Annotated in this window: 22 protein-coding genes and 2 riboswitches; of the genes, 5 read left to right on the top strand and 17 right to left on the bottom strand. The window is 49.3% G+C overall.

Annotated features, from left to right (window positions below):
- The first annotated feature begins 71 nt into the window (after positions 1 to 71).
- Complete coding sequence (locus KQI_RS0111805; RefSeq protein WP_007433059.1) at positions 72 to 317, top strand: DUF6953 family protein; 246 nt, start codon at positions 72 to 74, stop codon at positions 315 to 317.
- A gap of 41 nt (positions 318 to 358) precedes the next feature.
- Here the strand turns inward: KQI_RS0111805 and KQI_RS0111800 are convergent, their stop codons facing one another.
- Complete coding sequence (locus tag KQI_RS0111800; RefSeq protein WP_479682737.1) at positions 359 to 1,324, bottom strand: helix-turn-helix transcriptional regulator; 966 nt, start codon at positions 1,322 to 1,324, stop codon at positions 359 to 361.
- Positions 1,325 to 1,429: 105 nt separating this feature from the next.
- Here KQI_RS0111800 and KQI_RS0111795 point away from each other — a divergent pair, with 105 nt between their 5' ends.
- Complete coding sequence (locus tag KQI_RS0111795) at positions 1,430 to 2,377, top strand: Gfo/Idh/MocA family protein (protein ID WP_039774372.1); 948 nt, start codon at positions 1,430 to 1,432, stop codon at positions 2,375 to 2,377.
- Positions 2,378 to 2,419: 42 nt separating this feature from the next.
- Here KQI_RS0111795 and KQI_RS0111790 read toward each other — a convergent pair whose 3' ends face one another.
- The 16 genes from KQI_RS0111790 to KQI_RS0111700 all read right to left on the bottom strand — a co-directional run bounded on the left by KQI_RS0111790 (position 2,420) and on the right by KQI_RS0111700 (position 19,644).
- The gene (locus KQI_RS0111790; protein WP_010346953.1) at positions 2,420 to 3,436 is read right to left on the bottom strand and encodes an asparaginase; all 1,017 of its coding nucleotides are present in this window, start codon (positions 3,434 to 3,436) and stop codon (positions 2,420 to 2,422) included.
- A 339-nt stretch (positions 3,437 to 3,775) separates the two neighbouring features.
- Entirely contained in the window at positions 3,776 to 4,534 is a 759-nt protein-coding gene (locus KQI_RS0111780; protein ID WP_010346952.1) for an amino acid ABC transporter ATP-binding protein, read from the bottom strand.
- Between the two features lie 4 nt (positions 4,535 to 4,538).
- Entirely contained in the window at positions 4,539 to 5,255 is a 717-nt protein-coding gene (locus tag KQI_RS0111775) for an amino acid ABC transporter permease (RefSeq protein WP_010346951.1), read from the bottom strand.
- 30 nt (positions 5,256 to 5,285) lie between these two features.
- The gene (locus KQI_RS0111770) at positions 5,286 to 6,095 is read right to left on the bottom strand and encodes a transporter substrate-binding domain-containing protein (RefSeq protein WP_010346950.1); all 810 of its coding nucleotides are present in this window, start codon (positions 6,093 to 6,095) and stop codon (positions 5,286 to 5,288) included.
- A 140-nt stretch (positions 6,096 to 6,235) separates the two neighbouring features.
- On the bottom strand, positions 6,236 to 7,045 hold the full coding sequence (nikE, locus tag KQI_RS0111765) for a nickel import ATP-binding protein NikE (protein ID WP_029390124.1): 810 nt from the start codon (positions 7,043 to 7,045) through the stop codon (positions 6,236 to 6,238).
- Between the two features lie 37 nt (positions 7,046 to 7,082).
- Positions 7,083 to 7,913, bottom strand: a complete 831-nt coding sequence (nikD, locus tag KQI_RS0111760) for a nickel import ATP-binding protein NikD (protein WP_010346948.1) — start codon at positions 7,911 to 7,913, stop codon at positions 7,083 to 7,085.
- 19 nt (positions 7,914 to 7,932) lie between these two features.
- A complete protein-coding gene (gene nikC, locus KQI_RS0111755; protein WP_080572139.1) occupies positions 7,933 to 8,763 on the bottom strand; it encodes a nickel ABC transporter permease subunit NikC in 831 nt (276 codons plus the stop codon).
- Complete coding sequence (gene nikB, locus KQI_RS0111750) at positions 8,763 to 9,707, bottom strand: nickel ABC transporter permease subunit NikB (RefSeq protein ID WP_010346946.1); 945 nt, start codon at positions 9,705 to 9,707, stop codon at positions 8,763 to 8,765. Before nikB (KQI_RS0111750) ends, nikC (KQI_RS0111755) begins: the two co-directional genes overlap by 1 nt.
- A 46-nt stretch (positions 9,708 to 9,753) precedes the next feature.
- Complete coding sequence (nikA, locus tag KQI_RS0111745) at positions 9,754 to 11,379, bottom strand: nickel ABC transporter substrate-binding protein (RefSeq protein ID WP_010346945.1); 1,626 nt, start codon at positions 11,377 to 11,379, stop codon at positions 9,754 to 9,756.
- 142 nt (positions 11,380 to 11,521) lie between these two features.
- The gene (locus KQI_RS0111740; protein WP_010346944.1) at positions 11,522 to 12,301 is read right to left on the bottom strand and encodes an ABC transporter ATP-binding protein; all 780 of its coding nucleotides are present in this window, start codon (positions 12,299 to 12,301) and stop codon (positions 11,522 to 11,524) included.
- Positions 12,298 to 13,278, bottom strand: a complete 981-nt coding sequence (locus KQI_RS0111735) for an ATP-binding cassette domain-containing protein (protein ID WP_010346943.1) — start codon at positions 13,276 to 13,278, stop codon at positions 12,298 to 12,300. The genes KQI_RS0111740 and KQI_RS0111735 overlap by 4 nt, the downstream gene beginning before the upstream one ends.
- Positions 13,278 to 14,093, bottom strand: a complete 816-nt coding sequence (gene nikC / locus KQI_RS0111730; RefSeq protein ID WP_010346942.1) for a nickel transporter permease — start codon at positions 14,091 to 14,093, stop codon at positions 13,278 to 13,280. Before nikC (KQI_RS0111730) ends, KQI_RS0111735 begins: the two co-directional genes overlap by 1 nt.
- Before the next feature lie 15 nt (positions 14,094 to 14,108).
- Positions 14,109 to 15,038, bottom strand: a complete 930-nt coding sequence (gene nikB, locus KQI_RS0111725) for a nickel ABC transporter permease (protein WP_010346941.1) — start codon at positions 15,036 to 15,038, stop codon at positions 14,109 to 14,111.
- 15 nt (positions 15,039 to 15,053) lie between these two features.
- Positions 15,054 to 16,634 (bottom strand): ABC transporter substrate-binding protein, encoded by a 1,581-nt coding sequence (locus KQI_RS0111720; RefSeq protein ID WP_010346940.1) that lies wholly within the window; start codon positions 16,632 to 16,634, stop codon positions 15,054 to 15,056.
- 203 nt (positions 16,635 to 16,837) lie between these two features.
- Positions 16,838 to 17,033, bottom strand: a riboswitch (cobalamin riboswitch).
- Between the two features lie 692 nt (positions 17,034 to 17,725).
- Entirely contained in the window at positions 17,726 to 19,033 is a 1,308-nt protein-coding gene (locus tag KQI_RS0111705; RefSeq protein WP_010346938.1) for a nucleobase:cation symporter-2 family protein, read from the bottom strand.
- Positions 19,027 to 19,644, bottom strand: coding sequence for a xanthine phosphoribosyltransferase (locus KQI_RS0111700; protein WP_010346937.1), 618 nt, complete (start codon positions 19,642 to 19,644; stop codon positions 19,027 to 19,029). The genes KQI_RS0111705 and KQI_RS0111700 overlap by 7 nt, the downstream gene beginning before the upstream one ends.
- A 158-nt stretch (positions 19,645 to 19,802) precedes the next feature.
- Positions 19,803 to 19,906, bottom strand: a riboswitch (purine riboswitch).
- A gap of 328 nt (positions 19,907 to 20,234) precedes the next feature.
- On the opposite strand from KQI_RS0111700, the gene rhaB reads away from it, so the two are divergent.
- The 3 genes from rhaB (at position 20,235) to rhaD (ending at position 23,898) form a co-directional block, all read left to right on the top strand.
- Positions 20,235 to 21,713, top strand: coding sequence for a rhamnulokinase (rhaB, locus tag KQI_RS0111695; protein ID WP_010346936.1), 1,479 nt, complete (start codon positions 20,235 to 20,237; stop codon positions 21,711 to 21,713).
- Positions 21,714 to 21,728: 15 nt separating this feature from the next.
- Positions 21,729 to 22,985, top strand: coding sequence for an L-rhamnose isomerase (gene rhaA / locus KQI_RS0111690; protein ID WP_010346935.1), 1,257 nt, complete (start codon positions 21,729 to 21,731; stop codon positions 22,983 to 22,985).
- 67 nt (positions 22,986 to 23,052) lie between these two features.
- Positions 23,053 to 23,898, top strand: a complete 846-nt coding sequence (gene rhaD, locus KQI_RS0111685) for a rhamnulose-1-phosphate aldolase (protein WP_010346934.1) — start codon at positions 23,053 to 23,055, stop codon at positions 23,896 to 23,898.
- Positions 23,899 to 23,977 lie beyond the last annotated feature (79 nt).

Raw genomic sequence — 23,977 nt, 5'->3', positions numbered from 1 at the left:
GTTGCCGTATACTACAGGGAGGTGAGCCGAACGGCTGCACTCAATCGGTATGCAGGAAAGGATACAAAAAAATGGACAATTCCCCTACAACAGAACAACAAATTGCACAATGGATGGTTGCGCAGATCCGTGAAGTAGGCACCCTGAAACAGGAAGATGCGATTGCATATGTACGCTCTACGTATGGAGAGCAGTATGTGTTTATAAGCGAGCACGGTCATGTATCTCTGGAAAAAGAAATCAAAAAAGCATTTCGCAAGCTTCATGGCGGCAGAATAGCCTGGGATCGTGATGGATTCCTCTGGGCCTGGACTTAACAAACAAAGGCATCTGCCCCTGGGCAGGTGTTTTTCTAAATTCATGCATATAGCTTGTGGAGCTGGCTGATCTGTTCCTTCACAAACTGTCGGAGTGCCCCAGGCTCCATAATTTCACCCCGGCCGATCCAATCCATAGCATCGCGGCAAGCCGCTTCATAGCTGTACATATTGACCGTCAGATGCAAATGGCTTCCTTCCTGCACGGAATGGATGATTTCCAGCCTGTTCGCTATGATTCCAGCTTGCGTCTTATTCGTTCGGATCACTACGGGATAGTACTCTTCCTTTTTGCAAAGCTGCTTAAACCTGGTTCCTTGCGTCATCCAATGCTGCTCCAGCGAAAAATCCACAGGAACCTCGAAGACCTCCGCAGACGGCTGGACCTCCGTGATACGCTCGCACTTGAAGGTCCGAATCTCCTGCCCGGTCTCACAGAAGGCAATGAGATACCAATCACCCTTTTTCACCACAAGTCCATAGGGATGTACATGGCGAGAAGAATAGACTCCATCAGCTTTCCAATATTGAATGGTTATTTTATTAGATCCCCACACCGCAGCTCTCACGGTCTCCAGACAGGGAATGGCTACACGTTCCGTCCACCAGGGCGTATCATCAAAATAAAACCGCGCTTTGGCTTTCCGAATATCCGATTGATAAGGGTCTGGCATAGTCTGTTCCAGCTTGAGCAGTGCATTTTTTAATTTTAAGCCCGATTCGGTGGGCCCGCCCGTATATATGCCCATGCCTGTTAAATAAAGCTGAATCACGTCTCCTCCGTTCAACTGTTTAAGGTTGGCTGTATAGCCCTCCATCAAATAAATTCCGCCCTTCGGGCCGGATGCGGTAACAATCGGAACCCCGGCTTCAGCCAAAAGGTCGATATCCCTGTAAATCGAGCGGACCGAGGTTTCCAGTGCCAACGCCAATTCCTTGGCCTTCATTCTCCCTCTGGACTCGATACATAATAAAATCGCGATTAAACGATGCAGTCTCACAATCATACCTCCACAATAGATGGTTACCCAAGTTGAAAAGTCGATGCAAAGATTGTTGACACCCTGTTGGCAATAATAGGTGTGTATCATAGAAGTAAAGGGGTGTAATGGATGATGAATATTGGAATTTTGGGGACGGGATTCGGCGCGTATCATGCGTCACTTTTAAACAACCATCCCAAGGTGAACAGAATCGTTGTATTCGGAAGGAACGAAACCAAGCTGCAAAAGCTAAGAAAGGACCTGAACGTTGAAGTCACACAAAATATAGAGGATATTCTGCTGGATTCAGACGTGGATGTCGTCGATCTATGTCTGCCCTCTCATCTGCATAGGTCATATGCTATTGATGCACTAAAGCACGGAAAGCATGTGTTTTGTGAAACGCCGGTTTGCCTTGATCTCGAAGACGCTCTCCTTATGCAACAAGCTGAAAAGCAATATGGTAAAAAGATTCTGGTCAACCAGTTCATTAAGTTTGATCCTGCCTATACCTATCTGTACGAGGCTCACCGTCAGCAAAAGTACGGAAAGCTTGTTTCCTTGTCCTTGAAAAGGGAAACACCTCCCCTGTGGGGAGATCTTGGACCAGGCTCCATCCCTACTCAGTTCATGATTCATGAACTGGATTTACTCGCATGGCTGCTGGGCCTGGGCCCCTGTGACCCATGCACGGTCTGGGGCACAGAGGTTGCCCATCCTAAACAAGCACAGGTGCGGGCTTATTTTCAGCATCAGGATACGTTCACAGAAGTCGTCGCCTCTTCCCATATGCCGACAAGCTATCCATTCACGGTAGCCTATGAAGCTTATTTTGAGAAGGCCAAACTGGTATTCCATGAAAGCGACGAAAATGATCTTATACCTACCGCATTATATGAGTATACCGCATCAGGGCAGCAAAAAATCAACCTCGAATCCGCCAATCCGTACAAAAAAAGTCTGGATCATGCCCTTGCATGCTTTGACGGACTTTCGGAATGCCTGATTCCACTGGAACAAGCCATCCAATCGCTGGAAATCGCTATTAAGATTAAACATAGACTGGGGAAATTTTAGCGTTAACTCGATGTCTTCGGCAGTTACAGCGATCAACCTCCCTTACAGGGAGGTTGTGTCCGTAGGCAAGGAAACTTCGTCCACATAGTTCGTTGCCATAATCTTGGCTACCCCGGCCGGATCGGTGGTCTGGCCCAATGCCCACATCATTTTTGTTACAAGTGCTTCCGTTGTCATGTCATACCCCGGAATCACACCCTTTTCCAGTACCTTCTGGCCTACCTCGTAAATCGTCAGATCCCCGCCCTCATAGGGACATTGAGTGGTCACGACAATGCTCATACCGTCCTTCATCAATTCCTCGATTTTGCTGATCAGGCTTCTTTCCTTGAAAGGCACACCGCCCATACCAAAGCCCTCTATGACGATGCCTTTATAACCCAAGCTTCGAATGGCATCAAAAATCGCCGGATTCGTCCCCGGAATCAGCCTCAGCAAAAATACCTCCGATGCATACCCGTCATTATACGGGTGGCGAACGGTATCGCGATCCGCAAATACGCCCTCCGTATAGATCACTTTGCCGTTCTCCACCAGGCCAATGTATGGATAGTTAATACTCTCAAAAGCGTTATAGCTGCGTGTTCTGATTTTGGAGCTGCGGCTGCCATTGATAATTTTACCGTTAAATACAACAAAAACTCCTGCCACGTCGCCACATGCGGTCAGGAATGAGTCAATTACATTTTTTTTGGAATCGCTGTGCTCGGCCAAAATGGACACCTGCGAACCTGTCACAACGACGGGCTTGTCTACGGTTCCCAGCATGAAGCTCAAGGCCGAAGCCGTATAAGCCATCGTATCCGTACCATGTGCAATGACGATGCCATCGTATTGATCGAGGGAACGGTGTACCATCCGGGCGATGGAAGCCCAATCCTCCGGTTGTGTATTGGTGCTATCAATGCTCATCAGATTGTGGGCATCAATATCGCAAATTTCCTTGAGCTCCGGAATTTCCGCTAAAATATTCTCAGCCGATTGGGTCGGAGTCAGGCCGTTTTCCTGATAGGAGGAAGAAATCGTCCCGCCTGTGTTGATGAACAAAACCTTTTTCATGTGCCAATGTTCCTTCCCGATTACATCTTCACTTTATTGTTCTTAGAATTTATCATGAATAAGTGTGATATGCTACATTGCTATAGAAAAGATTTAATGAAGGATGGTGCATTCATGAAGCTGGAGCAGCTAGCTTACGTTTCTATATATGACATGCCCAAAAAGCACGTCAGACAAACGCAGGTTTTCCTTCTCCTGCGATGGGTCTAACGTGCTTTTTACTCTAAGGACATTTTTCTAAGGATATTTTTCTGAGGACACCAGCTCTACAGCGTTTCGCCTCCATATGAGACTGGACCAGGGAAGCTTATTTACCCCATTCCACGTCATTTTACGGAATTACGGTTGCTCCTGTAACGTTCTTTGCCCCAACGCTTTGCCCAGGAATTGCCGTGTCCGCTCTTCCTTCGGATTGGTGAAAAACTGCTCCACAGGACCCTGCTCCACGATGACACCATGCTCCATCAGCACGACCCGATCCGCTACATCTCTCGCAAAACCAAGCTCATGCGTGACAATAATCATCGTATTGCCTTCACTTGCCACTTTTTGAATGACTGACAGTACTTCATCCACTAGTTCAGGGTCGAGTGAGGAGGTCGGCTCGTCGAACAACAGCACCTGCGGATTCAGCGCCAAAGCCCGGGCTATGGCAACACGCTGCTGCTGTCCACCCGAAAGCTGGGCAGGATAGTAGCTCATGCGATCCTTTAACCCGACCTTTTCCAGAATTCCTTCACTAATCTCCCTCGCCTGCTTGCGATCCAGTTTTTTTACACTGGTCAGACCGATCATCACATTATGGAGTGCATTCAAATTTTTAAACAGCTGATATTGCTGGAATACCATCGCTGTTGCCATACGCAGTCCGAGAATATCCTTTTTACCCGCCTTGGTGGCATCTACCTTTACACCGTCAATTTCAATGATGCCGCTAGTCGGCTGCTCCAAAAAATTAATGCTGCGCAGCAGCGTGGACTTCCCCGATCCGCTCGGGCCCAGGATGACTACAACTTCTCCCTTGCCTACGGTCAGGTCTATACCCTTCAACACGTGATGCTGTCCAAAATGCTTATGGATTTGATGAAGTTGAATCATACCCTTACTCACTTCTTTCGTAAATTCGAATACGCTTCTCCAGCACGACAAGCCCGCGTTCAATAATGATGCACACCAGCCAGTAGATCAGAGACACCGCAACATACACCTCAAAAAAGGCCAGCGCCCGCGCGCCCATAATTTTAGCCTGTCCCATCATATCGACGACACCGATCATAAAAATAAAGGACGTATCCTTCACCGTGCTGATCAGCGTGTTCCCCAGATTGGGCAAAGCCACCGTCAACGCCTGTGGCAGTACAATTTTGAGCATAATCTGTGTCTGACTCATCCCGATGGAATTGGCAGCCTCAAATTGCCCACGGTCGACTGAGTTAATCGCCGCCCGGAACGTCTCCGACAGATACCCCCCGAGGTTTAACGAAAATGACAGCAGCGCAAACAGCTCGGGTGGAATCACATAGACATTGAATTGCTGCAAGAACCCATATTCGCTCTGAAAATAATACAGAAATTTGGGTATTCCGTAATACACGAGGAACAGCTGCACGAGGAGCGGCGTTCCCCGGATGTATGAGACATACAGCGTAGACAATTGCGCCAAAACAGGCACCTTATATATCCGGATTAAGGCCGTCGCCAACCCGATGATCGAACCCAGCAGCATGGACAATAGCGCAATCCATAGTGTTACGGGGAGATATTCCACGATCCGGGGAAGGCTTTTCAGCATATAATCAAGGTCAAACAGCTTTTCCATAGGAACCCCACTTTACCCATTGCATTGTTGTTACTGAGGGATATATTCCCCGCCTGTCCATTGTTCAGACAGCTTCTTCAGCGTTCCGTCCGTTTTAAGCTCTTTAATAATCGGGTCAATTTTCGCTTTCAGCTCTTCGCCCTGCTTATCCTTTTTGAACACCAGATTGATATCATCCGTTTGCACAGGATCACCTGCCGCTTCGACCTGCAAATCTTCCTTCTTAATCGCCGCCGCCGTCATAACCGGATCATTCACATAAGCGTCTACCCGGCCATTTTGCACGTCCTGAAGGTTGTCAGACGAAGTGCCTGTGTCATTGTATTTCAAAATAATTTTATTTCCGTTCTTCGCATTGTACTGTTCCAGCAATTGTGTGTAGGAATCGCCTACCGAGGCGGCTACCTTCTTGCCTTCCAAATCCTTGAGGGAATGAATATCGGTTCTACCCTTTTTCACAATAATAACCGACTGCGCCGAGAAATAGGACTCATCCGAGAACAAATATTTTTGCTCACGCTCGGGATTTTTGGCAACTTCATCTGCCACCACCTGAATTTTGTTCGCATCCAGTGCAAGGAATATCGCATCCCAGCCCGAAGGTACAAACTCAAACTTGTAGCCGTCCAGCTTCTTGTCGATTTCCTTGATGACATCCACATCGTATCCGGTCAGTTCATTTTTATCATTCACAAAAGCAAACGGAGGGTAGTCATTTTGTGTGCCGACATAAATCACCTTATCCCCTGACGCCGCTTCCTTCGAAGAGCATCCACTCAAGGCACCCGTTAATAACACAAGAGATAGACCAATTGCTGCAACAAAAGCAGATTTTTTCATATATGAAACCCCTTCTTAATCCAAGTAATTTACTATGATTTTATATTATATCGGGTTATTAAAATAATACAACAGATAAATTTGATTTCAATAGCTTACCCTGGTGCTGCACAAAAAAAAGGACCCTTGCGGGTCAACTGTCATTCATGAAGTGGAAGACGATCTGCTGGATGTTCCGGCAAAATGGACGAGATCAACCGTTGCACAGCCGGATGAGCGGATTCAAAAATCCGATCCTTGTCATCGCAGCGCTCGATCAATTTCCCCTGCTCCATCACAGCAATGCCATCACAGACGGCGTAAGCTGCCCGAATATCATGCGTGATGAACAGATACGACAATCCGAACGAGGATTTCAGCTCTCCCAGCAGGGATAAAATATGCATCTGGTGAACCATATCCAGGCTGCTGACAGACTCATCCAGTACGATGAGCTTGGGCTTGAGGGCAATCGCCCGTGCAATATTGATCCGCTGCAATTGTCCGCCGCTGAACTGATGCGGAAGTTTATTCCGATCCTCCGGCTTGAGACCGACCCGCTCCAGCAGGTGCTCAATCGTTCTCTTTTGCTCCTGGACTGATAGTCGTTCGTAATTGTCCAGTGGCTCCCCGATAATCTGTCCGGCGGTCATCCGGGGGTTTACAGCAGAATAGCAATCCTGAAATACGACCTGCATATCCCGTCTCAGCCTCCTGCGGGCCTGTGTGCTTCCATTATAAATGTCCTGTCCCTGAAACAGCACCTGACCCTCCTGCGGCTTCTCCAGCCCCAGAATGACCTTGCCAAGCGTGCTCTTACCCGCTCCGCTGGTTCCAAGCAAGCCCAGGCAAAATCCGCTCTCTATCGTAAGCGAAACGCCGGCCAGTACAGGGGGGCGTAGTTCGGAGCGGCCCAACCATTTGCGCCTTCCATAGCTATGAGTTACTTCCTTCACTTGTAACACGCGCATTCGCTCCCCTATTGAATGTGTAACCGTCCACAGGCGACTAACCGCCTGCCTGATTCATGTCCCGCAGGGACAACTTGGGCCTGGCATCCAGCAGCATTTTCGTATATTCATGCTGCGGCTGATTGAACAGCTGGTGAACCTCCGCCTGCTCGACGATACGTCCCTGCTTCATGACAGCCACTTCATCTGCCATTTGCGAAATGACTCCCAGATCGTGCGAGATCAGCAAAATGGAAGTGTCGTATTCTGTGCGCAAGCGGTCCAGCTCTCTCAGCACTTGGAGCTGATTTACCACATCGAGCGCCGTTGTCGGTTCATCCGCGATCACCACCGCTGGCCGCAGGCACATGGAAATGGCGATCATGACGCGTTGCAGCATTCCCCCGCTGAGCTGAAACGGATATCGCTTCAACAGCTTGGCCGGTTCGGGCAAATTCATCTTTTCCAAAGCTGTTATGGCAAGATTACGGGCCTGTCGTGCGGTCAATTCGGTATGAGTGCGGATGGTTTCCATAAACTGAGCCCCGATCGTATACACGGGCATAAAAGCATTCATCGGATTTTGCATAATCAGTGCGATTTCCTTGCCGCGAATACGCCGCATCTCCTCAGCCGCTATTCCGTTCAGCTCACGCCCATTCAGACGGACACTGCCTTTTACGTCCATCGTCTGGCGATCCAGCAACTGGAGCAGGGCGTTACAGGTCACCGTTTTGCCGCTTCCACTTTCGCCAACAAGACCTAGAACCCGCCCCTTTTTCAATTCAAAATCAATTGGCTCCAGCAGAGGGACCATCCCTGTACCGGTTTGGAGCTTCACCTGCAAGCCACTGACCTGCAGCACCTTCGACTTCGCCCCGTCATCCATCGTTGTTCTCACTCCTGTTTTACTGACGTTTGGAAATTCCGTATCGGTCTGACAGCGCCTCTCCCAATATATTGAAGGCCATGACCACCACCAGAATCATGACGCCCGGATAGATCATTAATTCCGGATGACTGCGGATGTATCCTGTCCCCTCATGAATCATCGCTCCCCATTCAGGAGTTGGCGGCTGAATGCCCAGACCGAGGAAAGACAACGCAGAAATATCCATGATCGCCCAGCCCATCTCCAGCGTACCCATAACCACAATCGGCCGCAGCACATTGGGAATGATATGCCTCCGGATAATGGCTCCTGAGGAGGAGCCGCTAATCCTTGCGGCCGCGATAAAATTCCGCTCTTTCAGACTAACGACCATATTGCGGCACATTCGGGCATAATACACCCACTGTACCATCATCAAGGCAAGCAGCACCTGCATCAGACCCGGCCCAAAAATACCGACAATACCCAGCACGAGCACCAGATTCGGGAACGCCATAATCCCTTCGCAGAACCGCATTAGCACACTATCGACCCAGCCGCCCACATAACCTGCAACCGATCCAACCACGACACCAATGCTAAGCGAGGACAGGAAAATCAATGTTGCAAAGCCGAGCGAAATCCGCGCTCCATATAGTAGCCGGGACAGATTGTCCCGACCCAAGTGATCAGTTCCCAGCCAGTATTCTTTCGAAGGTCCTTCCAGCTTATGCAATAAATTGACTTTAACCGGATCATGGGGAGCTATCCAGGGGGCTATCGCCATAATGATGAAAAGAGCCGCCAGCACGATAGAGCAGACCACGATTACTTTTTGGCCCTTGAACATTGTACGTAACCTTATCATCACTGCTCTGCTCGTCCCTTCGCTGAAATTCGGGGGTCCATATACAAATGCACCAGATCAACGAGCAAATTGCATACGATGAACAGGCATGCCGCCAAAAACACATAGCATTGTATGACGGGAATATCCCGGTTAAAAATCGCTTCCACAAAATATCGGCCAAAACCGGGCCATGAAAACACCTGCTCCACAATAATCGTTCCAGTCAGCAGCTTGCCCAGATTCATGCCCATACCCGTAATCAGTGGGGCAATGGCAATTTTGAGCACATGCTTGAGCATAATTATACGTTCACGAATCCCTCTGGTTCTGGCATACTGGACATACGTTTCCTGAAGCTGCTCCAACACACTGGAGCGCAGCAGGCGCGTATATAGAGCAATCAGCACCAGCGACAGGGTCAACGTGGGGAGCACCAGATGCTGCCACGTTCCCCGCCCCTCTACAGGCAGCAAGTCCAACCGGACAGAGAAAAAGAAAATCAGCAGATATCCCAGCCAAAATTGTGGAATAGACGCTCCAACATATGAAATCCCTCGACTAAGCATGTCGATCCAGCCATTCTTACGTATCGCCGCCAGCACGCCCAGCGGGATACTCACCACGATGGATAGCAGCATGCTGCTCAAGGCCAACTCGACAGTGGCAGGCAGTCGAACCTTCACCTCATCCCACACCGGCTTGTTCGTCAGGTATGAAGTGCCGAAGTCCAGCCGACTGATTCTTTGCAGCGTCTGCACATACTGTGTCAGCAAAGGCTGATCCAGTCCGAATTCATGCCGTTTCTGCTCCAGAATTTCCGGAGTCGGATAGATGTGAGCTGCTGTCAAATAGGCCTCGGCCGGATCAACCGGTGAAATATGAATGAGTGCAAAGGTAACGAGGGTGGCAAAGAGAACAATAGGAATGACCGCTATCATCCGTTTCGCAATATAGCTGATCACAAGTTGTCCTCCTATTCTGTAAACGAACGTTACCCTTTGGTTTTAACTACTTCCCGATTTCAATCCCACCAAACGGATTTTCATCCCGATTGGCCGGGAATACAAAGTTCGTAATCTTTTTCTGATATACCGCGGTCTTCTTAATATATGAAATAGGCACAATCGCAGATTGCTCCTGCAGCGTCTTCAGAATCGAACCATACAGCTCTTGGCGCTTGGTTTCATCTGTCGATGAGAGTGCTTCGTGTACTTGCTGATCCAGATTCTTCTTCATCGGAAGGGCGCTCAGCACCTCGGAAATTCCGAAGCTCTTCTTGGCAATAACGTTAATAAAGGAATGTGGATCATAAGGCGCACCATAGTTGTACCAGAAGTACAGATCAAACTGGTTGGATCTCAGGCGCTTGATTTGAACCGTCAGCTCCAGCCCGGTCAGGTTCACTTTAACACCCAGCTCTCCCCATTCCGCCTGAATGGTTTCAGCCATCGCCTTTTGAATCGGATCGGTTTTATCAAAAATCAGCTCAAAATCGAGCTGTTGTCCATTCTTCTCCCGCACCGTACCGCCAGCAGGCAGCTTCCAGCCAGCCTCATCCAGCAGCGCTTTGGATTTTTCCACATCATAGTCCACGGGCTGCAAGTCCACATTCGTATACGGATAGTTTTTGGATAAAACCGTATCCGCTTTTTCCTCCAGCCCTGAGGTCACACCTTCCACCATCGCTTGCTTGTTAAAGCCATACTGGAGAGCCAGACGCACGCGGAGGTCTGCCAGCTTGGGATTGGACGAATTGAGCAGCAGGCTTCTTGTGCCGACAGGCTCGGACAGCTTGGTAACATACTTATCTGTGTCGCGAAGCTGCTTGAAGGCATCCAGACTAATGACACCTTCACCGTAAATCAGGTCCAGATCGCCTTTCTCAAAGGCCATGACACGTGTTTCGCTATCGGGAATGACTTTTACGATAATTTTATCCACCTTCGGTGCAGTGCCCCAATAATTAGGATTGCGCTTAAAGGTTGCATATTCATCCTGCTTGTATTCATCCAGCATCCAAGGTCCTGTACCTACAGGTTTCTTGATGCCTTTGGAGGTGTCCCCATCATCGGGGAACCCGGCCTCACCCAAAAAGCGGAACGGACGAACAACGGACAAGTCCTGAATTACCGGATAATACGGCTCCTTGAGCGTCAAGCGGAAGGTGCTGTCATCCACGACCTCCGTTTTGTCGAGAACATCTACCACACCAAGCCAACTGTGCGTCTTATCATTTTTCATGATTGCATCAAAGTTCTTTTTGACAATAGCTGCGTTGAACGGTGTTCCATCTGAAAATTTCACACCTTTGCGAAGCTTGAACGTATATGTTTTGCCGTCCTTGGAAATCGTCCAGGATTCAGCCAAAGCAGGCTCCAGCTTGCCTCCTTGCTTGTAGCTGACTAACGGCTCATAAATCATGGATTGTGCAAAAAGTTGGGAAGGATTGTATACGTGAGGATTCATTGTACCAATGTCACGCGGCCACGAAAGCGTGATCGACTTTTCATTGGCAGCTCCGTCAGTTGAGGTGGATGCAGGTGTATTTTCCTGCTTCGCGCAGCCTAAAATAACGGATAATAAGAGGATTGCCACCAGCATAAGGGTGGTAGTCTTGCGGTGTCGAACGGACATCAATGTATTTCCCCTTTTCTATATATGTGATAATGATTATCATAATCATATTAAGAATAGGTAGCACATCTTATTTTGTCAACAATAATTGACAAGGAAAGGTCAAGTTTATTTTAAATTTGTATAATATGAGATAGATGGATCATTCCACCAACGTTTGAAACAAGGTGTGAGTGTACTCATGCTGTAACAGGCTTTCATCCCAATCCTTAAATACTTCCACGATCTCTCCCTGATACATGACGGCAATTCGATCACAAAACGGACGGGTGGATTGAAGATCATGAGTGATGAAAAGGTAGGATAACTGACGTTCTATCTGGACTTTTTTGAGCAAGTCGAGTACGGAGGACTGCGTTGCCGCGTCGAGATTGGCGACGGATTCATCGAACAAGATGATTTCCGGCTCCACTGCCAGCGCACGGGCGATGCATACCCGCTGCTTTTGTCCGCCGCTTAGCTGTGACGGATATTTCTCCAGACTGTCAGCGTCCAAGCCTACTGATTCGAGTAGAGACAGACAGATATCCAGTGCCTGCGCTTTTCGCTCAGGAAAATAGTTGTGGATCGGCTCCAGCAAAATATCTCGAATGGTCATACGGGGATGCAGTGAGGAAGACGAGTCCTGCGCGACCAACTGGATTCTTTTATATAGATGAATATCCTTCACCTTTCCCGTATGAATGGGCTGATGATCCAGCCAAATCTCCCCCGAGGTTAACGGTTCCAGCCTCAGGATACATTGTGCCAGCGTACTTTTGCCGCTTCCGCTTTCCCCAACCAGTCCGAGGCATTCTCCCCGCTGTAACTCCAGACTTACCTGCTTCACGGCAGCCTGCTCGCTATCTTGCTTGCTAAACCAGCCTTTTTTCCGTCTACGGATAGGATAATTTTTGGTCACTTGCTTCAATTCCAGTATCATTCGTGCATCCTTCCTTCCGGGCTCATCTCCAGCACGCGATCTGCCACACGACTCATACCCTGACGATCATGAGAAATCAACAAAATGGTGAGGTCAAAATCCTCTCTCAACTGCTGGAGCAATGCCAGAACCTTATCCCGGTTGATGACATCCAGCGCCGTAGTAGGCTCGTCGGCAATAAAAAGGCGCGGACCGGAGCTTAACATAGCGGCCAGCAGCACTCTTTGACACATGCCCCCACTCAGCTCAAACGGATACGATGACAAAATGCGCTCCGGGTCTGCAAACCCGACCTTGCGGAGCAGAGCGTGCAGATACGCCTCCTGCGGTTGCGTAGCGCGGCCTCCGGCTAGCTTCGTGGCGCGGCTTATCATCCGTCTCATCCAGGGCAGCGCACCCTGTAGAACGGCTTGCCGCGGTACAGCGTGGGACGGGGCAGCATCAGCCTGCCCCGGCTCCTTCTGTTCGTGCGGCAAATGGTGCCGCCCGTGCAGCCTTAACGTATCCGTCAACTGTGTGCGGACGGTACGGATCGGGTTCAAACCGCTCAGCGATTGTTGAATGAGCAACGCAATATCCTCGCGGCGCAGCCTTTGCCAGCGCCGTTCATGGAACGGGACAATGTCCTCCCCGTTATAGTAAATATGCCCTTGCGTAACACCAATCCCCGGCTCCAGCATGCCTGCAATTGCGTGTGCAGTCAGGCTCTTGCCGCATCCGCTCGGCCCGGTCAGAGCCACAATTTCGCCCGGATATAGGGAAAAGCTCACATCTCGCAGCAGAGGTTGACGGCCACTGTTCCGTATTGTTCCCTCGTTCGCTTCTAATTTTCTACCTGCACCCGAACCTGTCTCCGCCCTAACGGTAGTTCCTGTACCTATACAGCCTATCTCCAAATGTTCCACGTGTAACAGTGGCTTGCGCCCGGCCACTCGCTCTGTCGTATCCTTCCGGTCAAGGACTGTCCGATTCTCCACTATTTCGCCGCCTCCTTTTCCGAAAAACGGTCACCCAGTAGCTGGCACGCAAGCACAAACAGCATAATCGCCAAGCCCGGGAAAATCATGACATGCGGAGCCACCTGAAAATACGAGGTTGCATCATGCAGCATCACACCCCACTCTGGCTTGGGCGGCTGTACACCCAGTCCAAGAAAGGAAAGCCCGGCAATCATCAGCACCACGCGCCCGATATCCCAAACCGCATAAACAACCAACTGCGGCAACACTTGTGGCAATACGTAATGTCTCAGTATGCGTATGTGTGAATTGCCGGATAAACGGGCATATCGCACATAGTCCTCCTGACAGGCTTTTTGAACCAGACTGCGGATATAGCGGACATAGCCTGCCCACCGTACCGCTATAATAGCCAAGGTCATGTTAACAAAACCCGGGCCCAAAATCCCGACAATCGCCACCGTCAAAATAATATCGGGAAAAGCCAGCACGCCGTCAATTCCTCGCATGATCAGTTGATCCACACGCCCACGTACATAGCCAATGAGCAGGCCTATCGGCAGACTGACACTCAGCGTAGCCACAGTAATCGTGCACGCGATTAACACACTCGTTCGAATCCCGTAAATGAGCCGTGACAGCACATCCCGCCCCAGGTGATCCGTACCAAAGGGATATTCCCGGCTAGGTGGGGCCAGACGGTTCAGAAGGTCCACACTCAGAGGATCATGAGGAGCAACCCATGGAGCCAGCACTCCGAGCAGCACGATCAGGCCAAACAGTACGCCGCCTGTCAGCAAGCTTCCTTTGAAGGAAAACCGTATCCTTTTCATTCCCAGCTTCCTCCCCTAACGCAAACGCAGCCTTGGATCTATCGCCGTCTGTACCACATCTACCAAACACTGAACACCTACAATTAAAAATGCAGCAAAAATAACATACCCTTGAATCACGGGGTAATCTCGCTGCGTAATCGCATCTATAAAATACTTGCCCAAGCCCGGCCATGAAAAAATCGTCTCTACGATGACATTACCTGCAAGCATAAATGACAGATTCGTACCTAACAGCGTAATAATAGGCAAAACGGCATGCTTAAATACCTCAAAAAACAGAATATGCGTACGGGAAAAGCCTCTGGCCTTCGCCGCTTTCACAAAATTCCGATCACCCAGCTCCAGCATTTGCGCACGCAGCACACGTGCTTGTACCGCCCCCAGACCTGCACCTAGGGTCAGCGCCGGCAGCACCAGATGTGTCCAATCTTCTCTTCCCATGGATGGAAGCCAGCCCAGACAAACGGAAAACAAATAGATCAGCAGGAAACCAAGCCAAAAGGAGGGAATGGATGAGCCCAGCAGGGCCAAAAGTCTGCTCAGGCGATCCAGTGGGCCGTTGGATTTGACCGAGGCGGCCAGTCCCATCCCCAGCGTCAGCACGGTCATCACGGCAAAGCCCGCCAAAGCCAGCTCCACAGTAGCAGGCAGTCTGCTCCACAGCTCGGCCAGCACCGACTCCCTGGACACATACGAGGTACCCCAATGCCCCGTGAACACGTCCCGCAGCCAGTTGACATACTGAATATGAAGCGGCTCATTCAAGCCCAGTTCCTTCCGCAGTGCCGTCAACGCCTCCTCAGAGGCAGGTACATTATGCGCAGTAAGCAAAATGGTAGCAGGGTCCCCCGGAGCTAGTCTCATCAGTACAAAAGTCACCGTAGAGACAACGAATACAATGATGACCAGCTGCGCCGCACGTTCCAGAATAAAACGAATCATAGGATACGCAGCCCGCTATTTCGCAATATCAGATTGCGCTGTAATGTAGTAATACTCAATCGGATGGGGCGTAAAGCCCTCTACCCCTTTTTTCACACCAAATACATTGTCAGGATGCACAATGAACGACTGCGGCAAATCCGTATTAATGAGATCTAACGCTTGTAGTGTCAGCGCATTGCGCTCTGCTGTATTCTTCGCCAGCTTTAATCTGCCAAGAATGTCCTCCAGCGGCTTGGAGACATATCGGCTTACGTTAGCCTTGCTTTTGGAGGAATAAAACGTGTCCATAAAATATTGCGGTTCCCCTGTATGGGCCGTCAGCATACTGTACATGGCAAAATCCCAATCGTTTTTGGTTAACGCCTCGTCTATATTTTCCACCTTGCGAATCTTGACCTGGATCCCCTCTTTCAGCAATTGACTCTGAATGACCTCAGCCATCACGGAGAGTTCAGGGCGCTGTGGGAAGGTCAGCAGCGTAACCTCGAACGGCTTGCCTTGCTTGGTCCATGTGCCTTGGGCATCCTTTTGCCAGCCATCTTTGGTCAGCAATTGCTCCGGCGTTCCGTCCAGTGCTTTACGCTCAGCCTTGCCAAAGGGGAGAATGCTCGGAAACGGGCTGCTGGCCTCCGTACCGTAGCCCCTCATGACCGCGCTCACAATGGATGCGCGTGGAATCAGACTATCCACGACCCTGCGGTTGGCCGCATCCTTGAACACAGGCGACTCCATATTGTAGACGATCATATGGGTACGCACGGAAGGAGCCGACAACACCTGCAGCTTGTCGTTCTTTTTCAACACCTCCGCGTTATCCACCGGAACATCCGTTGCTACGTCCACCTCGCCGGATTGAAGCGCCATCAGGCGCGAATTGCCGTCCGTAATGAACTTCATCGTCGCTTCGGCCAGCCGAGCCTTCTCTCCCCAATACCCGTCATAACGTTCCACAACCAAGGATTGATCCTTGTTGAACGCTTTGATTTTAAAAGCACCTGTCATCGCAGGATAGCTCTGCTCATCTTTCATAGAAGCTACATCCAGCACAATCGTCGATGGATCAGCCAGATTGGATGCCAGCGCCGCGTTCGGCTGATTTGTCGTCATTTTCAAAGTCAGCGGACCGCTTACATCAATAGACTTCACATCCAGCAAGTCCTTCGCCAGATGGCTTTTTTCAATAGAACGCAGCAGTGAAGCCTTGACGCTGGCTGCATCCATACGCTTTCCATCATGAAAAGTAACCTTATCCTGCAAGCTGAACGTCCAGACGGTAGGGCTATCCTGCTTCCACCCTTTTGCCAGCCAAGCTACAGGCTCCAGCTTTTCATTCAAGCGGACAAGGGTCTCACCTGCACCGGACCGCATGACATCCCAGCTATTGTCTCCGTGCGGGTCAACGCCTGACGGCTTCCATGTATACGCCATCACCAGCTTTTTATCCGCTGAGCTCTGCTCCGTAGGTGTCTGCCCGTTCTTGGTAGAGTCCGCCGTTTGACCGGGTGTGGAGCATGCCGCCAGAGCCATAACGGCCATAAGCAGCACCAGTCCCGTACATATAAACCGTGAGTTTCTTTTACGATTGCTTATCATTTCATGAATCCCCCTCTATCTTGCAAAATCATATAAACCTAACGCGAAAAAAGCATCCCCGACCACTTGATCAGCAGTCAGAAATGCTTTCATTATAAAATGCCAAAGCTCACCCTCAACACCCTCTAAAAAAGGGGATCGGATCGTTTCAGACATTCCGTATGCAGCACGTCCAACCACCTCCCCAGCATCCCGTGGGTCTGACAGTGATGTTAAAACAGGCAGGTCTCCTGACTTCAGGCTTACCTTTCAGGCCTTCCCGGTTCTTTACAGTTCCAGTGGCTATTCTGAAAGCTCCAGCAGTACCCTGCTGATGCCTGTATACAGTGGCGGGTCCGTGTCGGAATGTACCGAACTTCCCTTTTAAGCGAACACGTCACCCACCACTACAAGGCTTCAATAAAACCCTGTATGTGGAAAGTTCGGCTCGCACCTGTTTTCTTCCTTTATTCCTTTATATTACGATTTAGGACTATCTTATTTTGTTGCTACTGGCTTGTCAACAAATGTTGCGATATATTTTAAATTTTAATGATATAGTATGGTTAAAGGCTATGGGTTCACGTTGCGTGCACGAAATGAACATGATAAAATTAGGTATATAGATACCCACCGTGTCCATATACTAGAAAAGAGCCTTCGCCGCGCCAACGGCAAAGACTCTTAGGACTTGAAAGGCTGTGGATCACCACGGCGCGCTGCATAACTGAATGTTAATGCAAACAAAACCCACCGTTAGGCGCCTAACCTAATTACGCGGTGGGTTTTCGCTTGTTCCGAAATTTCCGACGCAGCCAGCGATAAAGCTTACGAATACTAAACACCAGGCTTAGTAACGTAACCATCCAACGCAGCACATCGTAGCACGACACAAGGTTGACCATCGGCTTCACCCCCTTTCGGGAAGCTACGCCGTGGTCCAAAAACTTCCACCACTATTCAAAATCCATAATTTAGATTATACCATGACCTTGCCTATCACTCTAGCAAATCCCACTAATAGATCCTTAAATCTCTAGCTTCATACAAACCCTATACCAAAAAGCCGGAAAAAGAGGCTTCCCTCTCTCTCCGGCTTTTATTTAATAGCATTAAACCTTCTGCGGAACCTCCGTCACATTTACACCCTTGACCGAATCTCCCTGTTTTCTCGTCAAAACGATGTTCAACACAATCGCTGTAATCGAGCCGGATACGATGCCGTTTTGCAGCAGCATTTTGGCAAAGCTCGGCAGTTGGTCGAACATTTGTGGCAGAACGGCAGAGCCTAGTCCCACAGCAATGCTGCATGCCGCGATGAGTAGATTGCTTTCCTTCCGCAAGTCTACTTCTGACAAAATAGACATGCCTGATGCAGCGACCGAACCGAACATAACGATCATCGCCCCGCCCAGCACGGCATTCGGAATCACTGTCGTTAAGGCAGCCAGCTTAGGCAGCAAACCAAGAACAACCATGATGCCGCCTGCTGCAAAAATAACGTTGCGTGATTTGACGCGAGTGAGCGAAATCAGACCGACATTTTGCGAAAAAGCTGTGTAAGGGAAGGCATTAAAAATACCACCCAGCATAATCGCCAGTCCTTCGGAACGTAGTCCATTGACGATCTGCTTCTGCTCCACCTTCTGATCAATCGCCTTGCCTACTGCCAGATAAACGCCCGTAGACTCGACCATGCTCACAATATTAACGATAATCATCGTACATACCGCCATAATGCTAAACTCCGGCTTGCCAAAATAAAACGGCTGCGCCACACTCACCCATGAGGCATCCGCCACGGGAGCAAAATGCACTATTCCCATCGCATAAGCGACCACAGTACCCGCAAACAGACCGATAAGCACGGAAATCGAACGTAAAAAGCCTTTGGCCACTCGATTTACAAGCAGAATAACCAGTAATGTAATCAGCGCCAACAGCAAATTACGCGGCTGTCCAAAATCTGCGCTGCCCTGTCCACCCGCTACATTGTTCATCGCCACCGGGATAAGGGACAGACCGATAATGGTCACAACCGAGCCGGTAACCACCGTCGGGAAGAAGCGCAGCAGCTTGCCATACAGCGGTGCCGCAAGCACCACGAATATACCGGACAATATAATGGCCCCGTACGCGGTCGCCAGGTTTGAGGTCGAGGCAATCGCAATCAGCGGTCCTACTGCCGTAAACGTACAGCCGAGAATGACCGGTAATCTGCTACCGAAAAACCGTGTACCCATAATCTGTAGCAACGTGGCAATCCCACAGGTGAACAGATCGGCGGCAACCAGATATGCCATTTGGGCTGGCGTCAGGTGCAGCGCTCCTCCTACGATCAGAGGAACGGCAATCGCTCCGGCGTACATCGCCATGACATGCTGGAAGCCCAGCGCAAATAACTTTTGTTTGCTTAACATCCCACATTCTCCTTAACAGGAGGAATCACAACATCAGCTTCCTCTATAAAATGAACCTCGCCTGGTGCCATGGAAGCGATACGCGCAAGAGAACGCACAGCAATGCCTCTTTGCTCCAATAGCCCGCGACCTTCCTGAAAGCTCTTCTCGATGACGCAGCCCACTCCGGCCAGCTCCGCTCCCGCTTCCTTCACAATATCCGTAAGCCCAACCAAGGCTGCGCCAGTAGCTAGAAAATCATCCACGATCAGCACATGGTCGCTGGCATCCAGATATTTTTGGGAAATGCTCACCTGATAGGTTTCCTGCCGTGTGAACGAATGAACCTCAGCGAAGTATACCTGCTCACTCAACGTGATTGCCTTCTTTTTCTTTGCATAAATGAACGGGACACCCAAGGCAATAGCTGTAGCCATCGCAAATTGAATACCACTGGCTTCAATCGTAAGCACCTTGGTAATCGGGGCACTGCCGAACAAACGTGCGAATTCCTTGCCAATTTCCAATGCCAACGCTGTATCCACCTGATGATTCAAAAAAGAATCTACCTTTAATACGGTGTCGGATAAAATCTGACCTTCTTGACGAATACGTTCCTCCAAAGCTTTCATTACGCCGATATCGCTCCTTTTGTACTTAAAAATAGAATAAAATCTGCCAAAACCAAAAAAGGACCGGCTCCCTTGAGTTGTTTCTCAAGTGAAGCCTGTCCTTGGGGTTATCGTCCCTTGACGGATTGGGGCACAAATAAATGTCCGCATTCATCCGAAGCCGATGCGCTATCACTCATAGTCGGACGATTGCAGTGGTCATCCGGTAGAAACTTTTGGGCCATATCCCCAATATTATACGAGTCATATGAAATTGATACCTTGTATACTACACCCTCTGGCTGGCGGTTTCAAGACTATTTTTCATACAGATAGCGTCACCTGAATAACCTTCCACAATTTGAAAATCAGTAAAGCGCATCACCGTCTATTTAAGGTACTTATATGGTAGAAAACAGATCGTAAAAAACAAAAACACACACAAAACAACATTTAATTTTATATATAATTTTAAAAACAAAAATAAAACCAAAAAATACACTTCCGTTTCTGTTGACTACACAGATAAACGGAAGTAGTATGGAGTTAGTTAAGAAATTAAAGGCAGACTTTCAGGCTGCCGGGATTTTATCCATGCTAGGAGATTGGATATGAATAATTATCTTGCTGTTGATATTGGAGCTTCAAGCGGAAGACTCGTGAGTGCAACTCTGGAAGGCGGCCAGCTTCACTTGCAAGAGCTTCATCGTTTCAACAACTCCTTTACCGAAAGGGACGGACATGATTACTGGAATATCGACGATCTGTTGGAAGAGATTATTCAGGGCTTGCAAAAAGCTAAACAGAACGGGATTCATTCCTGTACGCTCGGCATTGATACATGGGCTGTAGATTACGTGCTGCTTGATAAGGAAGGCAACCGCATTCATGAGGTATACGCTTACCGCGATGCACGCACCCTCCACGCGCCCGACAGGCTGCATCAGCTCATCAGTCGAGAAGATGTATATGAGAAAACAGGCATTCAGGAACTCAACTTTAATACGTTGTATCAACTGTTCGTTCATGATCGGGAACAGCTTGCCCAGGCGGATAAAATATTGATGGTTCCTGATTATCTGTACTACCTCCTTACAGGCATTATGGTCAATGAAATGACAAATGCATCCACGATGCAGCTTCTCAATGTGAACTCCCGGGAGTTTGATGAAGACCTGCTGTCCCTGCTCCAGCTTCGGCGCAATCAATTTTCAGAGCTTGCCGAGCCTGGGCGGGTTCTGGGTTCCCTTTTGCCAGAGCTTGTTCAAAAGTACGATCTTCCAGACTGTCAGATCATTCTTGTGCCTACGCACGATACCGCATCGGCTGTTGCAGGTGTTCCATCACAGCGGGAGGAATCCTGGGCTTATATTAGCAGCGGAACGTGGTCACTATTGGGAATGGAACGATCCGAGGCCTTAAATACCAAAGCAGCCATGCAGGCGAACTATACCAATGAGTGGGGCGCTTACGGTACGTACCGTTTTCTGAAAAATATTATGGGCTTGTGGATGATTCAGGAGGTGAGAAGAGAGGGTGGCTCCGCACACAGCTTTGCCGAATTGGCCCAACTGGCTTCAGCAGAGACACCGTTTGCCAGTCTCGTCCTCTGCAACCAGTCCTCATTCTTGAATCCAGATAGTATGACCCTTGAAATTCAGCGATTCTGCGAAGACACGGGGCAGCCTATCCCCCGGACACCGGGTGCGCTTGCCCGCTGTATTTTTGACAGTCTGGCCTTAAGCTACCGGGATGCCTTACATGAGCTGCAACGCTTAACAGACGAGACGGTTGCCAAATTGCACATTGTCGGTGGAGGCGCTAACAACGAATTACTATGCCAGCTAACAGCCGATCTTTTGGAAATTGAGGTTCAGGCAGGTCCTTCTGAATCTACAGCTATCGGTAATATTATCGTGCAATTAATCAGCTCCGGTGCCCTTGAAGACCTCAAAGATGCTGGCAGAGTCATTGCCCGATCCTTCCCGACTCGCCTCTATAAGCCGCAAGTGTTGGAGGGCTCGAAAGAAGTGCTGGATCGCTGGGAACACCTCAAGAGACAAACCATGTCCACTACTCAAATATCTTAATAAAGGAGTAAAGCCATGAACGAAGCCATTGAAGCCAGTTATAACGAAGCGAAAAAGCTGTATGCCCACCACGGTATTCAAGTGGATGACGTTTTACGCAAGCTTTCAGAGATCAAAATATCACTACACTGCTGGCAGGGAGACGATGTACAGGGATTCCTGTTTAAAGACAAACAGCTGAGCGGAGGAATTGCGGTAACGGGCAGCTACCCGGGCAGAGCAGGAACGCCAGCTGAGCTGCGTCAGGATTTGGAAAAAGCCCTGGCGCTCATTCCAGGTCAGCATAAGGTCAATCTGCACGCGATCTATGCGGATACGACAGAGCAGGTAGATTTGGATCAACTGGAGCCACGCCATTTTCAGAACTGGGTAGAATGGGCCAAACAGCAAGGGCTTGGGCTTGATTTTAATCCAACCCTCTTCTCCCATCCCAAAGCGGAGGACGGCTTCACATTGAGCCATCAGGACCCGGAAATTCGTGATTTCTGGATCACACACTGTAAAAAATCACGCAGAATTGCCGAGTATTTTGGCAAGGAACTCGGTCAGCCATGTGTTACAAATCACTGGATGCCAGATGGTTATAAGGATGCCCCGGTTGACCGTCTGGCTCCAAGAGAACGGCTGCGCGATGCGCTGGACGAGATTTTCAGCGAGCAAATCAGCGAACAATACAACATTGATGCGGTTGAAAGCAAGCTGTTTGGCATCGGTTCGGAAAGCTATGTTGTCGGCTCACATGAGTTCTATATGGGCTACGCCCTGACACGCGGCAAATCCATCTGTCTCGATGCCGGCCACTTCCATCCAACGGAGGTCATCTCGAACAAACTGTCGTCCGTGCTCATGTTCACCGATCAATTATTGCTCCACGTCAGCAGACCGGTTCGTTGGGACAGCGACCATGTCGTGACCATGGACGACGAATTGCTCGACATTGCCCGTGAGCTGGTTCGCGGGGATTTACTTTCCCGAACTCACATCGGCCTTGATTTCTTTGATGGCAGCATCAACCATGTGGCCGCATGGGTCATCGGTACACGCAACACCATCAAAGCACTGCTTCGCGCCATGCTGGAACCGATTGAAGAGCTAAAAAAGGCAGAGCAGGAAAGAGACTTCACGACTCGCCTTGCTCTGGTTGAGGAATTTAAATCGTATCCGTTCGGTGCCGTATGGGATTACTATTGCGCTCAAAACGGTGTTCCTGTTCGTGAGGAATGGCTGACCGAAGCGAAAGATTATGAACAACAAGTACTGTTGAAACGATAACTGCTAAAACGGTAACTACTGCATTGATAAGCTTGTATTTTATATTATACAAAGGGAGAGATCATCCATGACTACTGTGCTGGAGAATCAAAAAGAACGAAAATCGGGGCTCGATATCCCATTCGTTCGCGAGATGGCGGAGATTACACAAAACATGTGGAAATTCGGCTGGGATGAACGCAACGGAGGAAATGTCAGCTATATTCTGGATGAAGCCGAAGTTGCAAAATATATGGATATCCATCAGGTTATCCGTACGATCAAGCCTGCCTTTCCTGTGAATGAGCTGGCTGGCAAATATTTTATCGTCACCGGATCAGGCAAATATTTTAAGAACGTCATTGCTGATCCTGAAGCCAATCTGGGTGTCCTTCGTGTCTCCCAGGATGGAGAACAGCTGGAACTCTTGTGGGGCCTCAAGCATGATGCGGTTCCTACCAGCGAATTGCCTTCGCATTTTATGAGTCATATTGAGCGCTTGAAGGTTGATCCTAACCATCGTGTCGTGATTCATAATCATGCCACCCATGTCATTGCGATGACATTCATTCATAGTCTGGATGAAAACCAGTTCACCAAAACCCTGTGGGAAATGTGTACCGAATGTATCGTCGTCTTTCCGGATGGTATCGGTGTGATTCCTTGGATGGTGCCGGGCTCCAGTGAAATTGGCCGCGAAACGGCAAAGAAAATGAAGGATCATCACGCTGTATTATGGCCTCATCACGGTATTTTCGGAACAGGCAGCTCCATTGATGAAGCGTTTGGCCTGATTGAAACGATTGAAAAGGCAGCGCAAATTTATATGCTCATTGCTCACCATGATATTCAGCAACGGATTACGGATCAGGAATTGGCCGATCTGGCCAAAGCCTTTAGCGTTACTCCAAGAAAAGGAATTCTAAACGTATAAGCATAAGTAAGCTTATCGGTTCAACTAAAAAGGCTCCACGGCTTGTCTCCAGCAGGCCATGGGGCTTTTGTCATTCCTA

The sequence above is a fragment of the Paenibacillus peoriae KCTC 3763 genome, assembly GCF_000236805.1.
Lineage (GTDB): Bacteria > Bacillota > Bacilli > Paenibacillales > Paenibacillaceae > Paenibacillus > Paenibacillus peoriae.
This window is presented reverse-complemented; position numbering and strand designations above follow the sequence as displayed.